Origin of the sequence: Chryseobacterium taeanense, from assembly GCF_900099685.1 — a bacterium.
GTDB lineage: Bacteria > Bacteroidota > Bacteroidia > Flavobacteriales > Weeksellaceae > Chryseobacterium > Chryseobacterium taeanense.
This window is the reverse complement of the sequence record NZ_FNDW01000014.1, coordinates 1-23,225: the sequence shown is the minus strand read 5'-3', so window position 1 is coordinate 23,225 and position 23,225 is coordinate 1. Positions and strand designations below refer to the sequence as shown.

The 23,225-nt window shown below is 37.4% G+C and carries 22 protein-coding genes; 8 read left to right on the top strand and 14 right to left on the bottom strand.

The features are described from left to right. Positions 1 to 160 precede the first annotated feature (160 nt). The 5 genes from BLR30_RS16015 to BLR30_RS15995 form a co-directional block, all read right to left on the bottom strand. Positions 161 to 865, bottom strand: a complete 705-nt coding sequence (locus BLR30_RS16015; RefSeq protein ID WP_089861105.1) for a class I SAM-dependent methyltransferase — start codon at positions 863 to 865, stop codon at positions 161 to 163. Between the two features lie 1,017 nt (positions 866 to 1,882). After that, positions 1,883 to 3,475 (bottom strand): MFS transporter, encoded by a 1,593-nt coding sequence (locus BLR30_RS16010; RefSeq protein WP_089861103.1) that lies wholly within the window; start codon positions 3,473 to 3,475, stop codon positions 1,883 to 1,885. A gap of 81 nt (positions 3,476 to 3,556) precedes the next feature. After that, the gene (locus BLR30_RS16005; protein ID WP_089861101.1) at positions 3,557 to 4,678 is read right to left on the bottom strand and encodes an HlyD family secretion protein; all 1,122 of its coding nucleotides are present in this window, start codon (positions 4,676 to 4,678) and stop codon (positions 3,557 to 3,559) included. A 22-nt stretch (positions 4,679 to 4,700) separates the two neighbouring features. Beyond that, positions 4,701 to 6,011, bottom strand: a complete 1,311-nt coding sequence (locus BLR30_RS16000) for a TolC family protein (protein ID WP_089861098.1) — start codon at positions 6,009 to 6,011, stop codon at positions 4,701 to 4,703. 89 nt (positions 6,012 to 6,100) lie between these two features. Next, positions 6,101 to 6,946, bottom strand: a complete 846-nt coding sequence (locus BLR30_RS15995; protein WP_089861096.1) for a helix-turn-helix domain-containing protein — start codon at positions 6,944 to 6,946, stop codon at positions 6,101 to 6,103. A 70-nt stretch (positions 6,947 to 7,016) separates the two neighbouring features. Between BLR30_RS15995 and BLR30_RS15990 the strand changes: the two genes are divergently transcribed. After that, entirely contained in the window at positions 7,017 to 7,490 is a 474-nt protein-coding gene (locus tag BLR30_RS15990) for an Mpo1 family 2-hydroxy fatty acid dioxygenase (protein WP_089861093.1), read from the top strand. Between the two features lie 68 nt (positions 7,491 to 7,558). On the opposite strand, the gene BLR30_RS15985 is transcribed toward BLR30_RS15990, so the two are convergent. Further along, positions 7,559 to 8,353, bottom strand: coding sequence for a glycosyltransferase family 32 protein (locus BLR30_RS15985; protein ID WP_089861090.1), 795 nt, complete (start codon positions 8,351 to 8,353; stop codon positions 7,559 to 7,561). A 244-nt stretch (positions 8,354 to 8,597) separates the two neighbouring features. On the opposite strand from BLR30_RS15985, the gene BLR30_RS15980 reads away from it, so the two are divergent. Then, positions 8,598 to 9,923, top strand: coding sequence for an alpha-amylase family glycosyl hydrolase (locus BLR30_RS15980; RefSeq protein WP_089861088.1), 1,326 nt, complete (start codon positions 8,598 to 8,600; stop codon positions 9,921 to 9,923). Positions 9,924 to 9,960: 37 nt separating this feature from the next. Here BLR30_RS15980 and BLR30_RS15975 read toward each other — a convergent pair whose 3' ends face one another. Further along, positions 9,961 to 11,028: a DUF2891 domain-containing protein gene (locus BLR30_RS15975; protein WP_089861086.1), complete on the bottom strand. Its 1,068-nt coding sequence runs from the start codon at positions 11,026 to 11,028 to the stop codon at positions 9,961 to 9,963. Between the two features lie 131 nt (positions 11,029 to 11,159). Between BLR30_RS15975 and BLR30_RS15970 the strand changes: the two genes are divergently transcribed. Then, entirely contained in the window at positions 11,160 to 12,107 is a 948-nt protein-coding gene (locus BLR30_RS15970) for a DUF4349 domain-containing protein (protein WP_089861084.1), read from the top strand. Here BLR30_RS15970 and BLR30_RS15965 read toward each other — a convergent pair. The 4 genes from BLR30_RS15965 to dnaA form a co-directional block, all read right to left on the bottom strand. Beyond that, the gene (locus BLR30_RS15965) at positions 12,096 to 12,794 is read right to left on the bottom strand and encodes an SAM-dependent methyltransferase (protein WP_089861082.1); all 699 of its coding nucleotides are present in this window, start codon (positions 12,792 to 12,794) and stop codon (positions 12,096 to 12,098) included. The two genes, BLR30_RS15970 and BLR30_RS15965, sit on opposite strands and share 12 nt — an antisense overlap. A gap of 4 nt (positions 12,795 to 12,798) precedes the next feature. Next, complete coding sequence (locus BLR30_RS15960) at positions 12,799 to 13,299, bottom strand: Cif family virulence factor (protein WP_089861080.1); 501 nt, start codon at positions 13,297 to 13,299, stop codon at positions 12,799 to 12,801. Between the two features lies 1 nt (position 13,300). Further along, positions 13,301 to 13,747 carry a low molecular weight protein-tyrosine-phosphatase gene (locus BLR30_RS15955; protein ID WP_089861078.1) on the bottom strand — a complete coding sequence of 149 codons (447 nt, stop codon included), beginning with the start codon at positions 13,745 to 13,747 and terminating at the stop codon, positions 13,301 to 13,303. Positions 13,748 to 13,843: 96 nt separating this feature from the next. Continuing rightward, the gene (gene dnaA / locus BLR30_RS15950; protein ID WP_089861077.1) at positions 13,844 to 15,298 is read right to left on the bottom strand and encodes a chromosomal replication initiator protein DnaA; all 1,455 of its coding nucleotides are present in this window, start codon (positions 15,296 to 15,298) and stop codon (positions 13,844 to 13,846) included. A gap of 137 nt (positions 15,299 to 15,435) precedes the next feature. On the opposite strand from dnaA, the gene BLR30_RS15945 reads away from it, so the two are divergent. From BLR30_RS15945 to BLR30_RS15930, 4 genes are all read left to right on the top strand, one after another. Further along, positions 15,436 to 15,846, top strand: a complete 411-nt coding sequence (locus BLR30_RS15945; RefSeq protein ID WP_089861075.1) for an acyl-CoA thioesterase — start codon at positions 15,436 to 15,438, stop codon at positions 15,844 to 15,846. A 23-nt stretch (positions 15,847 to 15,869) separates the two neighbouring features. After that, positions 15,870 to 16,718: a prephenate dehydratase gene (gene pheA, locus BLR30_RS15940; RefSeq protein ID WP_089861072.1), complete on the top strand. Its 849-nt coding sequence runs from the start codon at positions 15,870 to 15,872 to the stop codon at positions 16,716 to 16,718. 95 nt (positions 16,719 to 16,813) lie between these two features. Then, positions 16,814 to 19,003, top strand: a complete 2,190-nt coding sequence (locus BLR30_RS15935; protein ID WP_228400787.1) for a DUF2339 domain-containing protein — start codon at positions 16,814 to 16,816, stop codon at positions 19,001 to 19,003. 115 nt (positions 19,004 to 19,118) lie between these two features. Next, positions 19,119 to 19,556 (top strand): hypothetical protein, encoded by a 438-nt coding sequence (locus BLR30_RS15930; protein WP_089861068.1) that lies wholly within the window; start codon positions 19,119 to 19,121, stop codon positions 19,554 to 19,556. 92 nt (positions 19,557 to 19,648) lie between these two features. Here the strand turns inward: BLR30_RS15930 and BLR30_RS15925 are convergent, their stop codons facing one another. The 3 genes from BLR30_RS15925 to BLR30_RS15915 all read right to left on the bottom strand — a co-directional run bounded on the left by BLR30_RS15925 (position 19,649) and on the right by BLR30_RS15915 (position 22,787). Continuing rightward, positions 19,649 to 20,926 carry a replication-associated recombination protein A gene (locus BLR30_RS15925; protein WP_089861065.1) on the bottom strand — a complete coding sequence of 426 codons (1,278 nt, stop codon included), beginning with the start codon at positions 20,924 to 20,926 and terminating at the stop codon, positions 19,649 to 19,651. A gap of 501 nt (positions 20,927 to 21,427) precedes the next feature. Next, the gene (locus tag BLR30_RS15920; protein WP_089861063.1) at positions 21,428 to 22,177 is read right to left on the bottom strand and encodes a DUF6261 family protein; all 750 of its coding nucleotides are present in this window, start codon (positions 22,175 to 22,177) and stop codon (positions 21,428 to 21,430) included. Positions 22,178 to 22,403: 226 nt separating this feature from the next. Then, positions 22,404 to 22,787: a helix-turn-helix domain-containing protein gene (locus BLR30_RS15915; protein ID WP_089861061.1), complete on the bottom strand. Its 384-nt coding sequence runs from the start codon at positions 22,785 to 22,787 to the stop codon at positions 22,404 to 22,406. Positions 22,788 to 22,935: 148 nt separating this feature from the next. Between BLR30_RS15915 and BLR30_RS15910 the strand changes: the two genes are divergently transcribed. Continuing rightward, positions 22,936 to 23,225: hypothetical protein (locus BLR30_RS15910; protein WP_139164647.1), on the top strand; the 290-nt coding region annotated here is incomplete at its 3' end.

Below are 23,225 nucleotides of genomic sequence, written 5' to 3'. Positions count from 1 at the left end.
ATTGCGAGGAGTGAAACGACGAAGCAATCTCTTAATAACATTAAACTTAACTTTCTTAAAGCCCTAATAGAATCTTAATTACTAGAATTGAAACATTAAGGTAATTTAAGTTGTTAAGATCATTAAGAGATTGCTTCGTCGCTTTGCTCCTAGCAATGACTTATTCTTTAGTCAGTTTTGCCAGATAAGAATCATCTTCCTGCAATATCTTTTCTATTTTAAAGCCATTGTTTTCCGCGGCATTTTTTAACGTATTAAAGTCAAGATAGAGCCACTTGATTGCTTCTTCTGATTCACCTTTGTAGTGAACAATATAATCGAGTTCCCCATAATAACCTTCTGCAGGAATATACACACCGCCGTCTTCATCACGGTCAAACATATAAAGAATATCGGTACTGTCGATCAGAATTTGTCCGTTTTCATTCAGAAGCGAATGAAGCTTTTTAAGATACATATCAATAACCGTAAGACTTTGGAAAATTCCTGTTCCGTTCATCAGAAGAAGAATCGTATCATAAGTTTCATCCGAAAACTGAAGCATATTTTCACAAACGGCCTTCCGGATTCCCCGCAGTCGGCACACTTCAATAGATTTTGGCGAAATATCAAGGGCCGTAACATCAAGATTTCTTTCATTCTGAAGATAAATTGAATGAGACCCTGCTCCCGCTCCAATATCGAGAACTTTTCCGTGAGCCAGTTTCAAAGCTTTCTGCTCGATTTCATTCATTTCTTCAAAATCACGGAAGAGGTAATCTACCGGAAGTTCATCCAGTTCGGAAATTGAAGTTTCAGTCTGCAGGTTGTCGGGATTTTCCTGATGATAATAATCCTGGATCGCCTTTCCCATAAGATCTTTCATAGTGCTTAATTATGACTGTAAAGATAGCTGTTTTTCACTTATTTTCCGGTTACTACAAGTTATTAACGCTATGCTCGCAAGAACATTTACTATACACATATTTTTTTCGAGCGCAAAGGCGCTTTGCTCAGCAAATGATAGCTACTCCTAATGATATAAATCCTGATGGCTGAGGTTACTAGAAACCACCAGGGTACTACCAATCTGAAACACTCTCACTCTCAAACCCTAAAACCCTTCAACCTTCATCTCACGTTTGTCATTCTGAACGTAACAAAGCGAAGTGAAGAATCTCTTGCAGTTATTAACGCTATGCTCGCAAGAACATTTACTATACACATATTTTTTTCGAGCGCAAAGGCGCTTTGCTCAGCAAATGATAGCAACTCCTAATGATATAAATCCTGATGGATGAGGTTACTAGAAGCCACCAGGGCACTACCAATCTGAAACACTCTCACTCTCAAACCCTAAAACCCTTCAACCTTCATCTCACGTTTGTCATTCTGAATGTAGCAGAGCGAAATGAAGAATCTCTTGAAGTTATTAACGCTATGGCCGCAAGAACATTTACTATACGCATACTTTTTTCGGGCGCAAAGGCGCTTTGCTCAGCAAATGATAGCAAATCTTAAAATCTTGGTGGCTTCGAGTGACCTCCATCAGGACACTACCATCTAAAACACAGCACCATGCAAGGTAGCTTGCAAGCATCGTGCAAGGTACGTCACAAGCATCGTGCTAGCCCCGACACAAGCACCTTGCTTCGTACGAGCAGTTCATCTCGACCTGTCAACTCCTCATGCATCGGTCGGTCAACATACCCTTGACCGTACGGTCAACACATCCTTGACCGTGCGGTCAACACACTCACAACAGTGCGGTCAACAATGCATTGACAAGCAATAGCGAATTTGCCCCAAAAACCTCTTTTAAAAAACAATGGCATAAAAATGCAAAGCTCCATTCTATAAATAAAATGAAGCTTTGACTAAGTAAATGAAAAACAAGGTATCTTTATAGTGCAGGTCCTGCTGCGTCTTTTATCTCTTCCAAGAGTTTTTTCCGCTCACGGAGTCTCCTTCTTGAGATAACCGACTTTCCGTTAAGCATTCTTATAAATCGTACATATTCGAAACGTTCTTTTCCGAAATGGTGGGTGAAAACATAGATCAGAATACCGATACCAGCCAGAATAATATATCCGAATATTTTTTTTGAAGCGATGATAATAGCATTCAGCTGAATGAGCTTCATATTAGAGGCTACGTTTTGAGGAGTCACCGTCATTCCGTCCATATACACTGCCAGATCACCGATGGCCACTACCTGAAAACGGTACTGAAACCAGGAATATAATGCTGAAAAAATACCAACCGCGAGAAACGTTCTCCACACCAAAACCAGACCGATGGCAGCAAGCATATCATCTAATTCCAGTTTGTCCAGCGTATAAAACCATACGGAGATGAAGAGCGCTCCCATTCCATATCCTTTCAGGAACATCGGTAAATACCAGTAATCATAGCTGAATTCCAGCACCATGGAGAAATACATGACAATGGCGTACCCCAGCATCGCTGAAAAGCCTGAAAAGATATACATTTTCAGTGGAATTTCTTTTTTAAACCAAAAGATAGCTATTACACCTGCCAGTATCAGTCCGGGAATCATTAAGAGATTCAGTCTGGCATTTGTAAGCTGATCGTATCCTAAGACCCCTACCGCAAAAGTATTCTGAATAGAGGTTGTTCCTAAAAACATTCCCAGACACAAAAGCATGAATAGTCCGTGCTGTACATTATTTTTAGAAAAAATCTTAAAGGATAAATAAGGTCTTTTTAGGGTCAGCTGACGTATCGCGAGCAATGCAAAACTTATGAAAGCTGCAATTCCGGCGTTGATGATCTTGTTTGAATTAAGCCAGTCCTGCTGTTTTCCAAATGAAAATACATATGCCGAAAACATAAAGGTAGACACAAAAAGCAAGACACTGAGCCAGTCTATACAATGTAATGGAACTTTTAAGGCGAAATATTTATCATGCATAAAAATCCAGTGCAGAAGAGCCAGAATGAAACATCCTACCGCCGCCATGATATAGAAATGCTGCCAGTTGTAACGGATGGAAATATCTACTGCATAATAAGCAACTGCCTGATTCAAAACGAGAATAAAGGTATAAAATCCACCATAAAACATTCCGCGGTTGCCGACCATTGCCATCAACGGAAGGAAAAGCTCAATCGTGACCATCATTTTTAAAAACCCTATCACCAATGAACTGAACACAAAAATCATAGGGTCATAAGTCGTAGAGTTCAGATAGCTTAACAATCCCAGAAGCACCAGTAAAACCACCATTTTATCACGGACTTTAAATCTCATTTTCATTCTGAGTACGATGGGCATACAGGCTCCCATTCCGATGGTATTGGCATAATTGGCCCACAGAAAATATTCGGTCATTGATCCGGTACCGTTTACGAGATAACTGATGTTTCCCGTGTACACACCACCCAGTGGCATCACTACCGCAAGCAGCAATACAATGAGAAGTAGCTGTAGGGGCTTGGGAACCCAGTCGTTATATAGTCCTTTGTTGTACATAGATTTAGGTTAGAGGTTGAAGGTTGAGGCTGGAAGTTCGAAGGTAAAATGTTTTCCTTTTCATAATTCACTTTTCACATTTCACTTCTCACCATTAATTCTCACATTCACATTCATTCCTGCGCTAAGCTTATTGAGATCCGCTTTCTTGTTGGATTCGGTAAACTCTATTCTTACCGGGATTCTCTGTTGAACTTTGATAAAGTTTCCGGTAGAGTTATCCGTCGGAACATTGGAATATCTTGAGCCTGTTGCTGCAGAAATAGCCGTCACAACGCCTTCAAATTTTTGTCCGCCTAATGCATCTACGGTCATCATCAGTTTTTCACCGATTTTCACATCCGGCATCTGGCTTTCAAGGAAATTGGCAGTTACCCATTTCTGTCCGTTTAATACAATGGTCGCTACCTGCTGCCCAGGTTGTATGAGTTGACCTTCAGAGATTGTTCTGCGCCCCATTACCCCGTCATATGGTGCTGTGATTACAGTATAGGAAAGATTGATCTTTGCCATCTCAAGTGCCGCTTTGGTTCTCTTGATTTCAGCATCATTGATTCCCAATTTGCTTTTCACCTCTTTGGTAGAAAGATTTGCAGACTGTTTTTGGTTAACTAAAGTTTCATAGGCTGCTTTTTGTGCATCATATTCGGTTTTTACCTGATCGTATTGCTGTCTGGTCACCGCTTCAGAAGCCAACAGGTTTTTGTAACGGTTGAGATTCTGCTCAGCATTCCAGAGTCTTGCTTTAGCTCCGGCAATATTGGATTGCATCACACTGACATTATTGGAAACTGTATTCACGGAAGAACTTGTAGCGGTTCTCTGCGCAAGAGCATTCTGATAAGCCGCTTCTGCCTGTCCCAGCTGGGTAAGGATTTCACGGTCGTCAAGAATCACCAGAGTATCTCCTTTTTTTACCTTTTGATGTTCTATGAATTTTATTTCTTTGATATAAGCTGAAACCCTTGTGTTGATAGGATTGATAAATTCCTCAACCTGTGCTGCTTCCGTATAGGTTTTATCTCCCACATGAAAATATTCGCGCACCAGCCAGAACAGTCCGAAACCAATTACCAAAAAAACGATGATATTGGAGATAATAGCTCTTATTCTGTTCTTTTTATTTTGTTTCTTTTTTGCTTCAGCACTTGATTGTACCTGAGCAGAAGATGTATTCTGTGTATTTTGTTCCTTGTTTTCCATTGTTTTATTTACCTTTTAAAAATTATAATGTCCCCGTAGATTTCAGAAGATTGTAATATTGATACAGCATATTGATCTCAGCATTGGCATAATCTAATTCAGATTGTAATTTCTGGTTCTGTGCATCGATCATTTCTGCCTGTACGGCCAGCTGATTAAGGTATTTAGCTTCAGTAATTTTATAGTTTTCTTCAGCCAGTTTTTTAGCATCATTAAGAATTTCAGCCTGCTGTATCGATTCCTGATATTTGATATAAGCAGCATTCACAGCCATATCCACATTCTGCTGAGTCAGCGTTACCGCATCATTCGCCTGGTTTTTTTGAAGTTCTCCTAACTTTACCCGTTCTTTTGTTTTATATAAATTATCAATATTATAGCTCAAAGAGATTCCGGTTTGCCATCCTCCTGAGTACATATCCAGAACAGGATTTCTTGTAGTGATCGGTCTTTGTAAAGTATATCCGCCAAAACCTGAAATAGTAGGCATCTTATCGGTTTTAATGATTTCAATATTCTTGTCGGCAACATTAACATTGGTTTGTGCAGATTTCAGCAAAGGATTGTTGTCATGGGCAAGATTCAGATAATACTCTATTCCGATTCCGGATTCTTTGTTTTCCAGACTTTCAACGGGAAGAATTTCAGTATCTGAAGGAAGTCCAAGAGCAATATTCAGATTATAGTTTAGAATTTTCCTGTTGTTGACCAATGTCAGAATTCCCTGGTCTAAATTCTTAATAGCCAGCTCACCACGGATCACTTCATTTCGGGTCACCATTCCCTGCTGGTAGAATTTCTGAATGTTTTTAAGACGCTCCTGAGCCAGTTTTTTGTTACTTTCAAAAACCTTCTGTTGATTTAAGATTTTATAAACATCCAAATAATTGGAGATTACCAGGAATTTCACGTCCTGCTTATTCTTTTCGAGATCTAATTCAGAAAGCTGTTCACGAAGATTGGCCAGTTCAATAGATTTATTGATTAATCCGCCTTTGAAGATTAGTTGCGTTGCCTGAACACCATACGAACTTCCATAATGAGGCATCGGAATGTTTGTGGAATTTGAAAAATCTTTATCAATCGCCACCGCATCACCTAAATAAAACTGACTTGTAGAAGCAGTAATGTTGGGAAGCTTCTGAAGTTTTACAACATTAGTATTCTGTTTCGCAATATCAATATTCTGGGCTGAAACTTTCAGCTGCTGATGATTCTGAAGGGCAAGTTCTGCCACTTCATTCGCTGTCATTTGTTTTATTTCCTGTGAAAAAAACAGCGCAGGAAAGACTCCTATCATAAATGACAGCGCTGTTTTTATATTCTGTACCATTTTACCTTGTTTTACGAATGCAAAGTTATGGCACGAAGAAACTCAAACAAATGTTTGAATTTTGGAAAAAGATGTTCAAATGTAAGATTCTAACTTTCGAACTGATTTCTGTATTGTGTAGGGCTTTCACCTAAATGCTTTTTAAAAAAGTGTGAAAAAGAGTACTGATCGCTAAAACCAAGTATCGAAGAAATTTCTAAAACAGGCTTATTGGAAGAATTTAGAAGAACTTTTGCTTCATTGATTACAATTAAAGCAATAATCTCACTGGCCGGCTTTCCGGTAACTGACTTAATGACTGATGAGAGATGTCTGGTTGTAATCGACTGGCGGCCGGCATAAAACTCAACGCTTCTTTCAGTATTGTGGTATTTTGCTACGTCATTGAGAAAAACAAATACAATTTCTTCCTGTCTCGACATCTGATTCATGGCATTGCTGTCTTCCTTGGAAATGATTCCAGCCATCTGATAACAGAATACAGAAAAAAGATGCTCTACAATTTCTTTTTTATAGGTCATCTCTGTATCAGAGTCGAGGATATATTTTAAAAAATTAACACTTTTCCATACGACTTCCATCTCATCCGCATGAAAAGGAACACCAATGTTCATCTGCTGGCGGAAATACCTGTACGTTATTAATCTGTTGAATTTTAATGATAATGCCGAAATAAATTCTCTTTTATAGGAAACCATTCTCGATTGAAAATCATCGCTTACTGAGATCATTTCGTAGACTGTCTGCGGATCTGTTACCATAAACATATTAGCAGAAAGTTCCAGATCACGGAAAGATTGCTTTAGCTTAATTGTTCCTGTTTTAATAAAGATAAATGCAGGATTATCCGGACGGAAAGGTTTGTCGACAGCGATTCTCTCGAAGATATTATGTTGTGTAAAGATCTCAACCCCGAATTTTTCTAAGACAGACATAACACAAATGTAAGCAATCTGTCGAGTGATTACAAAAATTTATTATTTTAGTGATTCCCAATTTATAACTATGAGAAAAATTGATTTGCTTTTCGCAGAGTATAGTGAAAGCCACAGAAATTCTACGAACAAACTGATTCACTGGATCTGTGTCCCCTTAATTTTCTGGACGATCCTTGGTTTTATTTCACTTATTCCCTCAAAGTCCATATGCTTTATCTATATCGGTTGCATCAGCTATATAAGTATTGCTGCGATGGCTTTAGTCACAATATTTTATATGAGACTTTCATTTACTGTAAGTTTAATCATGCTTATCATTATGATCATTATGGAAAGCTTTGCCTATGGAATCAACATTCGTTTTAGAGAAAATTCCTGGTTGGTGTATCTTTCAGTTTTCATCATCACCTGGATTCTTCAATTCTTAGGACATAAAATTGAAGGTAAAAAGCCTTCTTTCCTGAAAGACCTTCAGTTCCTGCTTGTCGGACCAATCTGGCTGTTAAGTTTCATCCTGAAAAAGCTGGGAATCAGATATTAATTTAATATATAAAAGAAGCTCCGAAGCAGTATCTTCAGAGCTTTTATTTTAATGAATTGTATTTTACCTTACTCAGACCGGCTTTCTATTTTTTTGCCTTTAAGATATGCCAAGATACTTTCTTCAGGAAACAGATCCAGCACTTTATTAATATCAATGATTTTATGCTCGTTGAGAATACTTTCTATTGATTTTACAGCATCAGGCTGGTTGATTAGCCGCTCTAGAATTCCATATGTATTCACCATCTTTTTATGGGTGTTTTCCTCATCTCCGCCGAACCACGAACCGTTAAAATGATGACTTACATAATTTTTAGGCAGATCCTGCGAAAAATATACAGATGGATATAAAGTTACGCCATGTCTTAATTCCTGAACCGTATCGCTGTAGCGGTCTGCTCCATATTCCTTTTCAAGCATTTCAGAAAAAATATCGGTATTGATACGTTCTTCAAAGCCTTTCTGTTGTTCATAATAATCTACAAAGTCCTTTGCCAGTTTATGCTTAGGTTCAGCCATCCAGAACGCAGAGTAAGGAACTCCTTTTACTTCAAAACCGCAAACGGCTTTTTCATTTAGAAATTCATCCAGCGGTAACTTCAGTTCCATATCAGTATCCATATAAATTCCGCCGTGCTCATACATCACCTTAGATCTTACATAATCGGATACGAAAGCCCACTTTTTCTGCTCAAAAGCTTCTTTTACATACTGATTATCTTCCAGCGGCGAATTACTTTCATTCCATTCTATAATCTCATAATCGGGATGAATCTTCTTCCAGGATTCGATGCAGTGTTCCGCAAGTTCGTGCTTTGCATGGCTTCCAAACCAGCAATAATGTATTTTTTTTGGAATCATATATTAATAATTAAGTGATTGGTTTTTAATGATGGCAAGTTGCCTCAGTAAGCAGTTGCAAAAATTAAACCTTAAATTTTAATTGCTGACTATTTATATACCACAAATTAATTATCACAACGTCTTGCTTTATATTTAAGAATAAACTTTACAGAATTAATCTCTTATTTTTTAATAAAACCGACTATGGTACATTTATTTCTTTCATGCTGATAATCATATTTCTTTTATCTTTAATAAAATTATGCAACATCACTCTGAATCCCGCTATATTCCTGAACAATACGTAGAAATAAGTCTCCCAGACTGGGCTAAAAATGCCACGGTTTATGAACTTAATATCCGGCAGTTTTCACAGGAAGGCACATTTAAGGCCGTAGAAAAACAGTTGTCAGGGCTGAAAAAGATGGGTATTGATATTATATGGCTGATGCCGGTACAGCCTATCGGAGAGGTACACCGTAAAGGAAGCTTAGGAAGTTATTATTCTGTGAAAGATTATATGGGAGTAAACCCGGAATTTGGGACACCGGATGATTTCAAAAGTCTGGTTCATGCTATTCATCAGGAAGGCATGTATGTCATCCTGGATTGGGTGGCCAATCACACCAGCTGGGACAATCCTTTGGTAGACGAACATCCGGAATGGTACCGAAAATCCAGAAAAAACACGTTTCAGTCGACCCGCTGGAGAGATTATGACGATATTATTGAGCTGGATTACCAATATCCCGAACTTCGGAAATACATGACGGAGGCTCTTAAATACTGGATCCGTGAATATAATATTGACGGCTACCGATGTGATATTGCGAGTTTTATTCCTATCGATTTTTGGGAAAATGCCAGAGCCGAACTTGATTCCATAAAACCTGTATTTATGCTTGCAGAAGCCGAAGATCGAGAGCTTCACAGGAAAGCGTTTGACGCTACCTATAACTGGACTTTATGGAATATCCTGCACCAGATTGCTATGAATGAAAGAAGCGTAAAAACACTTACTGAAGCATATCTCGCCGAGCATGTATCTATCTTTCCTAAAGAAGGCATCCGTTTGAATTTCATTGATAATCATGATAAAAACTCTTGGGAGGGCAATCAGTACAGCAATTTCGGTGACGCTTTGAAAGCGGGCATTGTTTTCACAGTGATGATGGATGGCATGCCTCTTGTCTATAGTGGCCAGGAAGCTGGTCTTGACCGTTCTTTAGAATTTTTTGAGAAAGACCCGATTGACTGGAAGTCTCATGAAAATGAGAAGCTTTATACTCTGCTTTTTAAATTAAAGCACCAAAACAAAGCCCTTTGGAACGGCATATATGGCGGAGAAATGGTAAGGATTATCAACGACAGGATGGATCAGGTGATTTCTTTTGTGAGGGAGAAAGAAGGTGACAAAGTTCTTACCTTTATGAATCTCAGCAATACATCTGTAATGGTTCAGCTAGACACTTCATTTGATACCGGCCTCTATACAAATCTTTTCACCGGAAAACAGCAGGCTGTTCCGGATACGATGATCCTCAGCATGGAAGCATGGGAGTATGTTATTTTACATCATGAGAAATAAATTCTGCTTAGAAATAGATTAAAACTATTTTCAAGGATCAATCTTCCAGTGCGTATACCGCAAAACTTGCAAGCCAGTGATCTCCTCCATAATTTCCCTGAAATAATAACGGAAGTCCATTATTAAGAAATGTGTTTGCCGTTTTTTGAAATTCTTTTTTTAGTGAATGATTATCAGGAAGGGATTTGGCAATTCCTTTCATACACCAAGCTTTAGAGAAGGAAAGTCCGACCAGATGAACGGTTTGATAGTCACTCAGATCACTTACAATCGGAATCTTTTCAATATTTTCCAGGCTACGCTTTTCATAAAATCTGTTCAGCCACTGTACAAATTCTTTTTGTGGAAGAACTCTCCTCATCAGGTCTGCGATTTCAAGACTCGGCGAGAAAAAATCAGAGCCGTCCGGTTCAAGATAAGCCGGTGTTTTTTCATCTTTTAAATAAAAATATTTTGCTTTTTCGATCAATTGTTTTTCAAAATCGCTGTCGCCTGTTGCTCTTGCCCAGTCAATCGCAAAGGCCATCGCAAACGCAGTATTGGGATGAACGCCCGTTCGGTTAGGATAAGTCTGTTTCGGCAGATAGGTTTTCCAGGAACTTAAAATTTTATCCATCAAAGGTTTGAGATTCTGATGCCAAATTTTAGCTTTTGGATCATTCCATGTTGCCAATTCTTCATCCAGCTTTAATAGCCATGCCCAGCCATAAGTTCTTTCAAAAGTTCCTGTCAATTGGTATTTTGTAAAATAATCTGCTTCAATCTGCAGATTCTCTTTTTTAAATGATTCATTTAAAATATCTTCTATCTGTTTAGCAATTGCCAGATCCGGTTTTGTTTTTAATACGCGAACCAGCATCCAGTGACCGTGTACCGAACTGTGCCAGTCGAAACATCCATAAAAAGTGGGATGAAGCGCTTTCGGACTCAGAGAAACTTCATCAGCATTATTGATAATATGTGCGGTTTTATTCGGATATTCCTGATTGATACAGTGAAGAGGTTTTTCAGATAATTTCATCGCCATCTCATCGGTAAGCGTCGAAATTTCCTGAGCAAACGTTAAAAACGGAAAGAAAACAACGGCTAAAAGACTTTTTTTCATTGATTAAAAGTATAAAATTAATTTAGCTAAATTAATAAATCCAATAAAAAGCAAAGAAATCAAAGCTGGCTATAAGTACTATTTGCTTTTCAGTACAATTTTTGATGTGATTCAACAAAAAACTTTTGTTCATGAAAAAATTAATTGTACCATTATTATGTTTATTTCTTATCAACTGTAATAAATCAAAAAACTCTTCTCATTTAGAGCTTAAAGCCGATTTATCTGAAATAATTCAAGAGGATAAAATAGCTAGCGTTGCTCCGCCAAATGCTATCTCAGAAAAACTTTTACCAGATAATCAAACATCACAAAATAAGTTTTCTAAAATTGATACTATTTCTAAGAAAATCATCAAAAACGGAGATATGAGGATTCAGGTAGGTGATATCAAGAAAGCTCAGCAACAAATTAATTTGATCCTTAAAAATAATAAGGCCTATATTCAGAAAGAAGAATTCCAGAATACGGATGTTGACGAGAATTTAGATATTACGATAAGAGTTCCTCATCAGAATTTTGATGCTTTAGTCAATTCTTTTTCTAATGGAGTTGGTTCTGTATTGTCTAAAAATATATCATCAAATGATGTAACAGAAGAATATACCGATATTTCCATAAAACTTGGCAACAAAAAAATTTATCTCGAAAAATACCGTGATATGCTGAAAAGTGCAAAAACAACGAAAGATATGCTGGAAATACAGGAAAACATTCGTGCACTTGAAGATGAAATCGATATAGCAGAAGGGAGACTGCGTTTTATTGATGACCGGGTGAATTACAGCACATTGAATTTAAATATCTACAAAGAAAAAATAAGAAGTTCGGCTACTTCAAAAATAGGTTTCGGAAGCCGTTTTGGTGATTCTGTTACAGAGGGCTGGAACAGTTTTGTCGAATTTCTACTCGGTATTATTTCTTTTTGGCCTTTCTTATTGTTGATTCCGATTATAATCATTTTCTGGAAAAAATTGAGAAATAGAAGAAAAAAAATAATAAGGCAAAAAAGTATCTGCTTATACGGGATTGCTTCGTCACTTTTGCTCCTCGCAATGACCTCAAAACTATTTCCCTAACACAAATACAGCCGGGATTTTATGAAGTTCCGGCTTTTGCTTTTGCCATTCTTTTATAGTTTTTGTTTTAATGAATTCGTGTTCAGGATCGTTGATGTTAGCGGCGATGCAAAGCTTTGTATTCGGAGATAAAAATTTCGTCAGATCTTCAAAAAGATGATTATTTCGATACGGAGTCTCCATAAATATCTGAGAATATCCCGTCTTTTGAACAAGACTTTCAAGCTGAAGAATTTGTTTCTTTTTTTCTCCTTTATCAATGGGCAGATATCCGTTGAATGTGAATTCCTGACCGTTAAAACCGCTTGAAATTAAAGCAAGAATAATCGACGATGGTCCTGAAATCGGTATCACACGAATATTCTTTTCATGACACCATTTCACCATTAAATTTCCAGGATCTGCAATACAGGGAAGTCCGGCTTCGGAAAGCAACCCAAAATCCTGACCTTTCAGCATCAACTCCTGAGCTTCTTTAATATCGGCATTTTCCGTGTATTTATCTAAAAGAAAAAGTTTAAGATCCGACTGCTTTTTTTCAGGGGTAAAAAATTTAACAACCTTCCGAGCTGTTTTTTCATTTTCCACAAAAAAATAGTCAGTTTGCATGATGTAATCTTTTATCACCGGTGAAAAGTGCGTGATAGAAGTATTTTCCGAAAGATAAGCAGGAAGTAGAAAAAGCATTGTCTTATTTTTTAAGTCTATCTTGTAAAGAAGGTTGTACGTAATATTCTGTCATATCCATTGAAAAAGAAACTGATGTTATTTTCCATAGACCGTTGATCTTCATCAGTGTCCATATTTCTTTTCCCCAGTTTAGCATCTTGCCATCATACCAAAAACTGTAGTCAAAATTAGCAGAGGCAATCGATCCGTCTTCTATAATTTTAACATTATCAAACCGCTCTTCAGATTTATTGTTTTTAAAACTCTTGATAAATGCTTTATAATTATCTGTAAAAAAACTTTTTTCATTAGGGTCTTTTTCTAAAACTTTTCTGTAAGTCCGATCAGTATAAACTCCGGCCCAGAGAACAGGTTCTTGAAAAAGAGAAACAAATTTAGCTTCATCCCTCGTTTTAATGCAATTCATAAAATCAGTCATTACTTGTCTGATATCCTTTTCATCTTTAGTCTGTCCGAAAATAAAATTACAGCTCAGCAAAAGTAAAATCAATATCTTTCTCATATTAAATTATTTGTTTTAGAATAGCATCACATCCATGATCCAAAAGTTGGAAAACATCTTCAAAATCTTTCATGTCACCCCAATAAGGATCCGGGACTTCAACGTTCTTGTGATCGCCTAAAGTTTCCAGAAATAAAGAAATTTTTTGTCTCTGATTTTCACTTTCGACTTTTGAAACGACATCTGCCAATATATCCGCATCCATACAGTAAATTTTATCAAATATCTCGAAATCTTTCGCTGTAATCGGCCTTGATCTTTGTTTTGAAATATCGATTCCGTGATGAGCTGCAGTCTTTATGGCTCTTTTATCCGGATGCTCACCTTCATGAAGTGAAATCGTTCCTGCAGAGTCTATCAGAAAATCCTTGGGAGCTTTAGCTTTCATTATTCCTTCGGCGAGAGGACTTCTGCAAATGTTTCCGAGACAAACCATTAATATTTTCATCGCAATATATCAATATGTTAAAAACTTTACAAAACTATATAAAAAATGAAGAATAAAAATTATTCTCCATTTCAGATATTTAAATTAAATTTTTTCTTATTGTTTTATTCTTTCAGACAATTCTTTGACGTATTTTTTCACTTCTTTGTCGATCTTAGAAACATCTTTAATGGTTTCACAGGCATACATTACCGTAGAATGGTCTTTTCCTCCCATTTCTTCACCGATTTTAGTGAAAGTAGCGTTCGTTAATTCTTTTGCAAAATACATCGCCAGTTGTCTCGGAAGAGCAATTTCTCTTTTTCTTGTTTTTGATAAAAGCTGTTCTCTTTTAATCCCGAAATAATCACAAACCACTTCCTGAATATAAGGAATGTTGATGATTTTCTTTTGATTCGCGGCAATCTTATTGATCGTATCCTTTAATAATTCAAGACTAAGATCAGACTTATAAATAGTGGAATAAGCAATTACTGAATTGATAACTCCAATAAGTTCTCTAACGTTTGTTTTGGCTTCCGACGCAAGGAAATCAAGCATATCTTCAGTCAGTACAATACCGTCTCTGCTTAATTTATCTACAATAATCTGTTTACGTGTACTGTAATCCGGAGATTTAATCTCTGCAGATAGTCCCCACTTAAAACGGGAAACAATTCTGTCCTGAATGTCCATAATATCTGCCGGAGCTTTATCAGAAGTAAGGATAATCTGTTTTCCATTCTGATGCAGATAATCGAAAATATGGAAGAAACTATCCTGCGTAGCAGATTTCCCCGACAGGAACTGAATATCATCAATAATCAGCACATCAACCATTTGGTAAAAATTAGCAAACTCGGTCTGCTTATGCGCTTTGGCAGCCGAAATAAACTGCTGAATGAATTTTTCTGACGACAAATACAAAACCACTTTGTCAGGAAACTGGCTTTTTACTTCCAGTCCTACCGCCTGTCCGAGATGGGTTTTACCCACTCCGTATCCGCCATATAAAAACAATGGGTTGAACGCTGTTGCGCCCGGTCTTTTGGCGATAGATCTTGCTACCGTAGCCGCAAATTTATTGCTTTCTCCTTCTACATAATTATCGAAAGAAAAATCAGATTTTAAGTTAGAATCAATATTTACTTTTTTGATTCCCGGTACCACAAAAGGATTTACGATATTAGATGAAAATCCCTGAGGCATTGTTTCCTGAACCTTCGGAGTAGGAACCGTCTTTCCTTTCATATTCATGGTAACGGGTTTTTCTAAACCGGAAGGTTTGTTTTCCATTACAGAATACCAAAGTTTTACACCTTTTCCTATGTTTTTCTTCAGGGCAGCAGAAAGTAAGGACAGGTAATTATCCTCTATATATTCCTTGTAAAAATCACTCGGAACCATCAACGTAAGGTTATTGTCAACCAAAGAAATTGGCTGAACCTTATCAAATAGCAGGTCGAAAGATTTTTCAAGTTTTTTAAGATCAGAATTGTCTTCAGCTGCGTTCAGATTGTCTCTCATGAACTGAAGGCACTTCTGCCATGTCATTATTAAATTTTCACCCATAATTTATGCCCCGATTAGTTCTTTGTTAGTATTGTTTGTGGAAGGAAGACAAAGGTCTATATTTTTTATTTCAAAAAAAAATTTTGCACTTATTGATTATTTAAAAATATATTTGTATGTATATTTAACCCACGATAATGATACATACAAAACACTCATTAAGAGTACGTTATGGAGAAACAGACCCTATGAAATACGTCTACTACGGCAATTACGCCGAGTACCTCGAAATTGGCAGAGTAGAGCTTTTCCGAAGCATAGGAATGTCTTATAATGAAATTGAAAATCAGGGAATTTGGCTGCCTGTTTCAGAGTATAAAATTAAGTATTTAAGGCCTGCTTTTTACGATGAAAAACTGGAAATCCACACTTATATCAGGAAAATCCCCGGGGTAAGAATTGAATTCGATTATGAGATTTTCAACGAAGAAAATATAAAAATTACCGAAGCATCTACCACACTTTTCTTTTTGGATGCGAAGACCGGCAAAGTAGTAAAATGTCCGGATTATCTCATGGAACTGATTAAACAAAACTGGAATGAATAAATTTCAATCATAATAAAAAAATAATGAAGATTGCATTTTTAGGACCGCAAGCCAGCTTTACACAGCTTGCCGCTATTCAGCTTTTTCCTGACGAAGAGCTTATCCCACAGCCCAATATTCTGGACTGCTTTATTGCCGTGGAAAACGGTGATGTCGACAAAGCGGTTGTTCCTCTGGAAAATTCTATTGAAGGGACGGTTTCCATGACGCTTGACTATTTATATAAAACATCCGGAATTAAAATACAGGCAGAAGCCGTGATGCCCATAGCACATCATCTGATGATACATCCTGATTGTGACCTTTCCCGTATTGAAAAAATCTACTCGCATCCGCAGGCATTAGCACAAAGCTTTCATTATCTTGACGAGCACTTCAAAGAGATTCCCAAACAGGATTTCTCTTCCACAGCAGCGGCAGCCAGACACGTATCAGAAAATCCCGACAGAAATCTTGCGGCCGTAGCCAATCAGTTCGCAGCCAATCTTTACGGACTGAAAATCATCCATCGAAATATTCACGATTTTGAGCAGAATCATACAAGATTCATTATCATATCTAAAGACTCCGAAAGCTACCGTAATGAAACCATACAGGTTTTAGGTGAAAAATCGGGATTGCTTATCACACTTCCTGAAGATCATGCCGGAGGACTTCACCAGGTTTTATCGGTATTTGCATGGCGGAAAATGAACCTCAGCAAAATAGAATCAAGAACCCTGAAAAGAGGATTAGGAAATTATTTTTTCTTCATCAACGTCGTCGGAAAATGGGAATCTGCTCTTTACCAAAATGCTTTGGAAGAACTGAAGGCGCTCGATGCCGAAGCTTATTTTTTGGGAAGCTATCAGGAGTTTTATTTAGAGAGCTAAAAAATAGTAATCCACTGTATTATAGATATAGTGGATTAACCATCATCACACTTAAAAACATTTGATTATATTTGATTTAATTTAAACAGAAAATAATGTATATCCTGGTCATTATATTAGTTATAATCATTATTATTCTCTATAGCAATCTGAATAAAAGGATCAGGATTCTGGAAAATGAGATTTCTGAAATCAGAAAAAGCCAACCTAAGAAGCAGACTGAGGAAATACAGGAAATTTCCGAAACCATTATCGTTCCGGTACCTGAACATGATGAGGAAAAAATTCCCGTTTCTATTCCGGAAGAAGAAGCCAAAGACCGTCTTGCTCCACTATTTAATTTTTTACAGCAAAATGCTTTAACCATAGCAGGAATTTTCACGCTTGTGCTTGGAATCGGATATTTCGTAAAATATGCTATTGATAAAAACTGGATCGGTGAAGTTTCAAGAGCAGGAATAGGATTTACCGCCGGAGCAGGAATCATTACGCTGGGACATTTTCTCCGAAGAAATTATACTGTTTTTGCTTCTATTATTACAGGAGGTGGTATCGCCATTTTGTATTTTACCACCACAATTGCTTTCCGGGAGTATCATCTGTTTTCACAGACAGCTGCATTCTCAATTACTTGTCTCATTACGCTCATCTCTATATCACTCTCATATTACTATAAAAGTGAAATACTCATTATTTTTTCTCTTTTCGGAGGATTTCTTGCCCCGTTAATGATTAGTGACGGACAAAGCAATTATCCTTTTCTGTTTATCTATATTACGGTTATCAATCTTGGGATGCTGGCTGTTGCATATTTAAAAGAATGGAAAAGTATCGGCTGGATTGCTTTTGTTTTCACGAATATATACCTGTTTTACTGGACGATTGAAAAAACCGAAATCATTACGGTATATTTTTATATTGCAAGCTATATTATTTTCTATGCATTCGCCCTTTATAATTATTTCAGGAAAGGCGTTTTATTTCAGTGGGATATTTTAATGCTCGTACTAATCAACTTTACCAGTATTATCGGTACGGTTTATATTTTTAAACAACTACAGTATGATCCTGTTATTCTTTTCCCCGTTGGATTTACTTTAATCAATGCCATTCTCCTCTACAGGGAATACACAGAAAAAAAATCAGGGATCAATCACTCTGTATTTTCCGGAATAACCATCAGCCTTCTCACCCTGGCCGTCGCTTTACAATTCAAAACTCATTTAATTACCAGCGCTTGGGCTGTTGAGGCCACTCTTCTATTATTCATCTGGAAAAAGACTAATCTTCGCATTTTCAGAATCTTTTTTTATATTCTGTTTCCTTTGGTAATTATTGCTCAGCTGATGACCTGGGCAGAATATATCGATGCTAAAAATCTGCATATTATTTTTAATCCGCTGTTTCTGACAAGTTCCGTAACAGTATTCACAACCTTTGTCAATTTAACCTTACTTAGAAAACTGCCTGAAAAAAGAGAGCAGGAAAACAGCTTTTTTGAAAATGCATTTACACTCGTAAGTTATACTATAATATATATTGCCGTTTTACTTGAACTCATTTACCATATTTCCGAAAAACCATTCATTACGGTTTTTAGTATTGCAATGCTGTTCAGCCTCTATTATATTTTCATTATTTTATTATTCAGAAAAAAACTGGAAATCAGTTCTACGCTGCAAACAGTACTTCTATATATATTTTTATCCCTGATTATTTTTGATACTACCATTGCAGGTACCGGTATCATACACGATATTGTCGGTAAACAAACAGATCCCGCACTCTATTTCCTTTACGGCTTATACCTTGCTCCACTGATTTTCACAACGGTAAAGATCCCACCCGATTCAGAATTTTTCAGGATCAGAATGTCTTTCTGGCTGCTGGCAACAGCCATTGTAATTGCAGTCAGCATGGAATTTTACCATCTGTATATAGTAAGCTTTGCTGAGAACATTTCGGAGATTGCAATACTTCGGGAACATTTCAGCCTGTTGTACCTGCCGATCATCTGGGCAGTTCTGGCCAGTATTTTCATCTACAAAGGATTAAAAAGTAACGCACAGGAATACAGCCAAGCCGGATTTGCTTTACTCATCGTGACCATCTTAAAACTATACCTGTACGATGTATGGGAAATGGACAACGTATCCAGAATCATTGCTTTTATCATACTGGGGATCATCCTGCTGCTGAGTTCTTTCTTATTCCAGAGACTCAAAAATATATTGAAAAGCATGGTTGAAAAAAAGAAAAACAGTACAGAAAATAATGATGCTTAATTATAAAAAAATCTTATTTATAAATAATCTTTAAATTATGCCGTAATTAAATTCACATTTTATAAAAAATAACTATATTTATCACGTTTTTATTACTTACTTATTCCAAAAGCATATGAAAAAATTTCTCTACTCTTTTTTATTGTTGGCTTCCGCCACTTTATTTGCACAAAAGAATGCATCAACAAAATTTGCAGTAGCCAATGATATTGTCGGAACAGTAGATATGTTTACTGTCAATCATAAAAATGCCATTCAGAGTACACGTACCTTTAAATCGGCGGCAGAACTTCCGCAGAACCTAAAAAAATTCGGCTTTATCGCAGACAACGGACTGGTAGAATACAAGCTGAAAAACGGACAGGCAAACATCGACAGAATTGCGGTTTCAGAGATCAACGCACAGTTTGGTTTCCCTAAAGACAATCCGGTGCTTATTGACGGCTACGAATTTACCAATGCCGATACTCTTATTTTCGGGGATATCCTGAATAAAATGCATCCCGTAGACCATAACGGCAAAAAAATGGTGTCGATTTCTACAAAACAATAATTTCTTAGATCATATTTAAAATGAAAGGATACTTCGAGAAGTATCCTTTTTGCTTATCGTAAAATCAGTAAAGATAAAACTTGGTTTAATCTCTAATACCTGTCGTTCCATTTCTTTTTCAGTTCCTCGTAGATCTTTTTCTCCGTAGCATTATTTCCCGGTTCATACAATTTTACATCCCGGATCTCTTCCGGAAGAAAATCCTGGTCAACAAAGTTTCCTTCATACGAATGGGCGTATTTATACTCCTTACCGTAATCAAGATCTTTCATCAGTTTGGTAGGTGCATTTCTCAGATGCAGAGGAACGGGCAGGTTTCCGGTTTTCTTTACCAGTGCCATCGCCTCATTAATCGCCACATACGTAGAATTGCTCTTCGGAGAAACTGCCAGGTAAACAGCCGTTTCGCTCAGAATAATTCTTGCCTCCGGATTCCCGATCACATTCACGGCCTGAAAACAATTATTGGCAATGACCAAAGCATTCGGGTTGGCCAGTCCGATATCTTCAGAGGCCAGAATCAGCATTCTTCTTGCAATGAATTTAATATCCTCACCTCCCGCAAGCATTCTTGCCAGCCAGTACACTGCCCCGTTTGGATCGCTTCCGCGCATCGACTTGATGAAGGCTGAAATAATATCGTAATGCTGCTCTCCATTTTTGTCATACAAAGCCATTGTTTCCTGCAAAACCTCCATGACATCATCATTCGCAATGTCTGTTTTAGAAGAACCTTTATACTGATTCAGCACCAGCTCCACAGAATTGATGAGCTTCCTGGCATCTCCCCCAGAATACTGTATCATCGCTTCTTTTTCAAGGATTTTGAATGCCGTATTTTCATCACGGTTGAATCTCTCCAGCGCAATATCAATCAACTCTTCCAGTTTTTCGTAGCTTAACGCCTTCAGCACATAAACCTGACTTCTTGAAAGCAATGCGGAAACCACCTCGAAGCTGGGATTTTCCGTAGTTGCTCCGATCAGTACGATCCAGCCTTTCTCTACGGCATGAAGCAGAGAATCCTGCTGCGATTTGTTGAAACGGTGAATTTCATCAATAAATAAGATGGGCGACTTCCCGGAAAAAAGATTCTGCTTCTTGGCATCTTCAATTACATCCCGAACGTCTTTTACCCCCGATGATACCGCCGAAAGCTTATAAAATTTCCTTCCGGATTGTTCCGAAATAATTTCGGCCAGCGTTGTCTTTCCCGTTCCCGGCGGTCCCCAGAAAATGAGAGAGTTCAGCGAATTATTCTGCAGCATTTTCCGTATCGTCCCCTTCTCCCCTGTCAGATGCTCCTGCCCCAGAACATCATCCAGTGTTTTCGGCCGTAATTTTTCGGCTAATGGAATATTTTGATTCAAGGTATTTTAATTATTGGTTGGAATTGATGTATTGTATGTGAATACATTTATTACTTACAAAGGTAGAGAAAGTATTTTTTTTAATTATATAATATCTGTTGTGCATTTTGATCCATTTCGTCTCGTCGGGTTATTTTTGAACAAAATAATATAGAGAAGTTCAGCTACCAGCCGTCTGTACCCACAGGTTTTCGATACATTTTTCGCAGCTTCACTGCAAAAGACATTTGAGCTAACAGATACTCCCGCGGATTGAGCAGATTGAGCGGATTTTTTATTAAAATCTGCTTAATTACCATAATTTGCGGGAGATTATTTTCCAGTGGCTTCGGATTGGCTGCTCAGCAAATGGATAAACTCAGATATCAAAATATTTCAAAATGTACAAAAGTAAAACAAGAAGTGAATAGGTTAAATTCTTAGTTCTTTGAAATTAATTCAAAAAGAAACCCGCCAGTGATTGGGCGGGTATATATATTTTCTGATTCGTCGATTCGAATGTTATTGCTGTAAAGGAGGCTGCTGATTATTCCCGGGAGCTGTCGTATCCTTTCGATTTACCAACAGTACATTGTATTGATCGGTAAGGGCATTCAGTTGATTAATAAGGGTGGCGTAAGGTGATGGCGAAGTTTCTGCCAAAAGATGAAGCGCATCGATACGGTCGCGTAGTGCATAATAAGCCGCATTGGTTTCTCCCCTTTTCGATTTAATAGTATCCGGATTCGCATCACCATATTCCTGAGTTCGGGAAAGATATTTTGCATTGAACTGGTCGTTGGCATCTTTCAGTTCATTAACCCAATCCGACAAATCAAAAGAAGCGATCGCATCCATCAGCTCCGGTTTATTTTCCCAGTCGCGGATCAGGTTGTTGAGGGTGGCGGTTTCTGCCTGGTAATTGAGTCTTGGGATACCGCTGCCATACAATGCAATGTTGTTGAGAATCAGCTGTGCTTTCTGTCTTTTTTCACTGTCATAATGGTAAGACTGTGATAAGGCAAAGTAATTGATCCCGTTGATGGCATTGTCTCTTCTTTCATCCAGCAGCAACAGTTCCTGGGTCTTATCGTTGGCTAACGCTTTTTTGTAAAGTGCCTCCAGCTCTGCAATTCTGGCATTAAAAGCCGAAAGCTTGGCATCGATCTGTAAGGTTTCGGGATTGTTCAGGTTAATGATTCCTGAGAAGTCTTTCACGTACTGCAGGTATTCTGCGTTGCGGAGTTTAGGTAAATCAATAGAATTCATCATTATATGTATTTAATTATGATAAACCGTACGATACGGTTTTTGTTCTTATTACAATCCGAAAGTCTCTGAGGGATAAGAATACCTTTCGGATGTTTCCGAAAACCTCCTGCAGGTTGCAGGGAACTTTCGGAGGTTCCCGAAAAGCCGTTGCGAGGGTGCGACAAACTTTCGGGTGTTCCCGAAAAGTCATTGCAAGGTTGCGACAACTTTTCGGAAAAGGCAGAATTTATTTACTATTTTCAGCCTGGCTTTTCCAGTATGCTACCTGGTCTTTTAGTTCTTTAATGCGATCTTCGTATTGCTCAATAAGCTTTTCGGAAGCATTGTAATTATTGGTCTGATTTTGAATCATATTATTATAAGCATTATCGCTTGAAGAGTTTTCTTTGTTGATTTGTGTAAATCCTTCTTCCGGTTTTAATATTTCATCCATATTAACTTCCAGAGAAGTGCAGATGTTTTCAATATGATTGACCCACGAATTGGTCTCTCCGTTTTCGATTCTCTGATACGTTGAACGTGAAATGTGTAGTCTCTCTGCCAGCTCTTCCTGAGAAAACCCCTTTTCTTCTCTATATTTTCTTATTCTCTTACCAATAGTTGCATTCATACGTATATCAATTTGAACAGAACAAATATAATTTTTTTCTTAAAATAAATATGCATCAAAAACAGGGCATTGAAATTTATTTATTTTTTATCATATTTGAGTGATAAAAATTTATATATTTAACCCTCAAAAAAACGTTACAATAACTATGACGAAAAAAATTTCATGGCTGTCTTTCATGGCAGTGTTTCTTTTTCTTCTCAACTCCTGTGTACATGATGAAATCTATTCTGCCTCCGCTTCTGAAGAGTATCACTCTAAAAGTCTCTGGAAAGAGGATGAAATCTACATCAAAAATATTATTAAAATCTACGAAGAAAATGAAAATGAGATCCGGAAAGAACATGGAGCACCATTATGGGAATATGCAATGACGATGGATAAGTTTGACGAAAGCTATCTTGTAGTTCCTGTACGCAGAAATGGCAGAATCGTGGA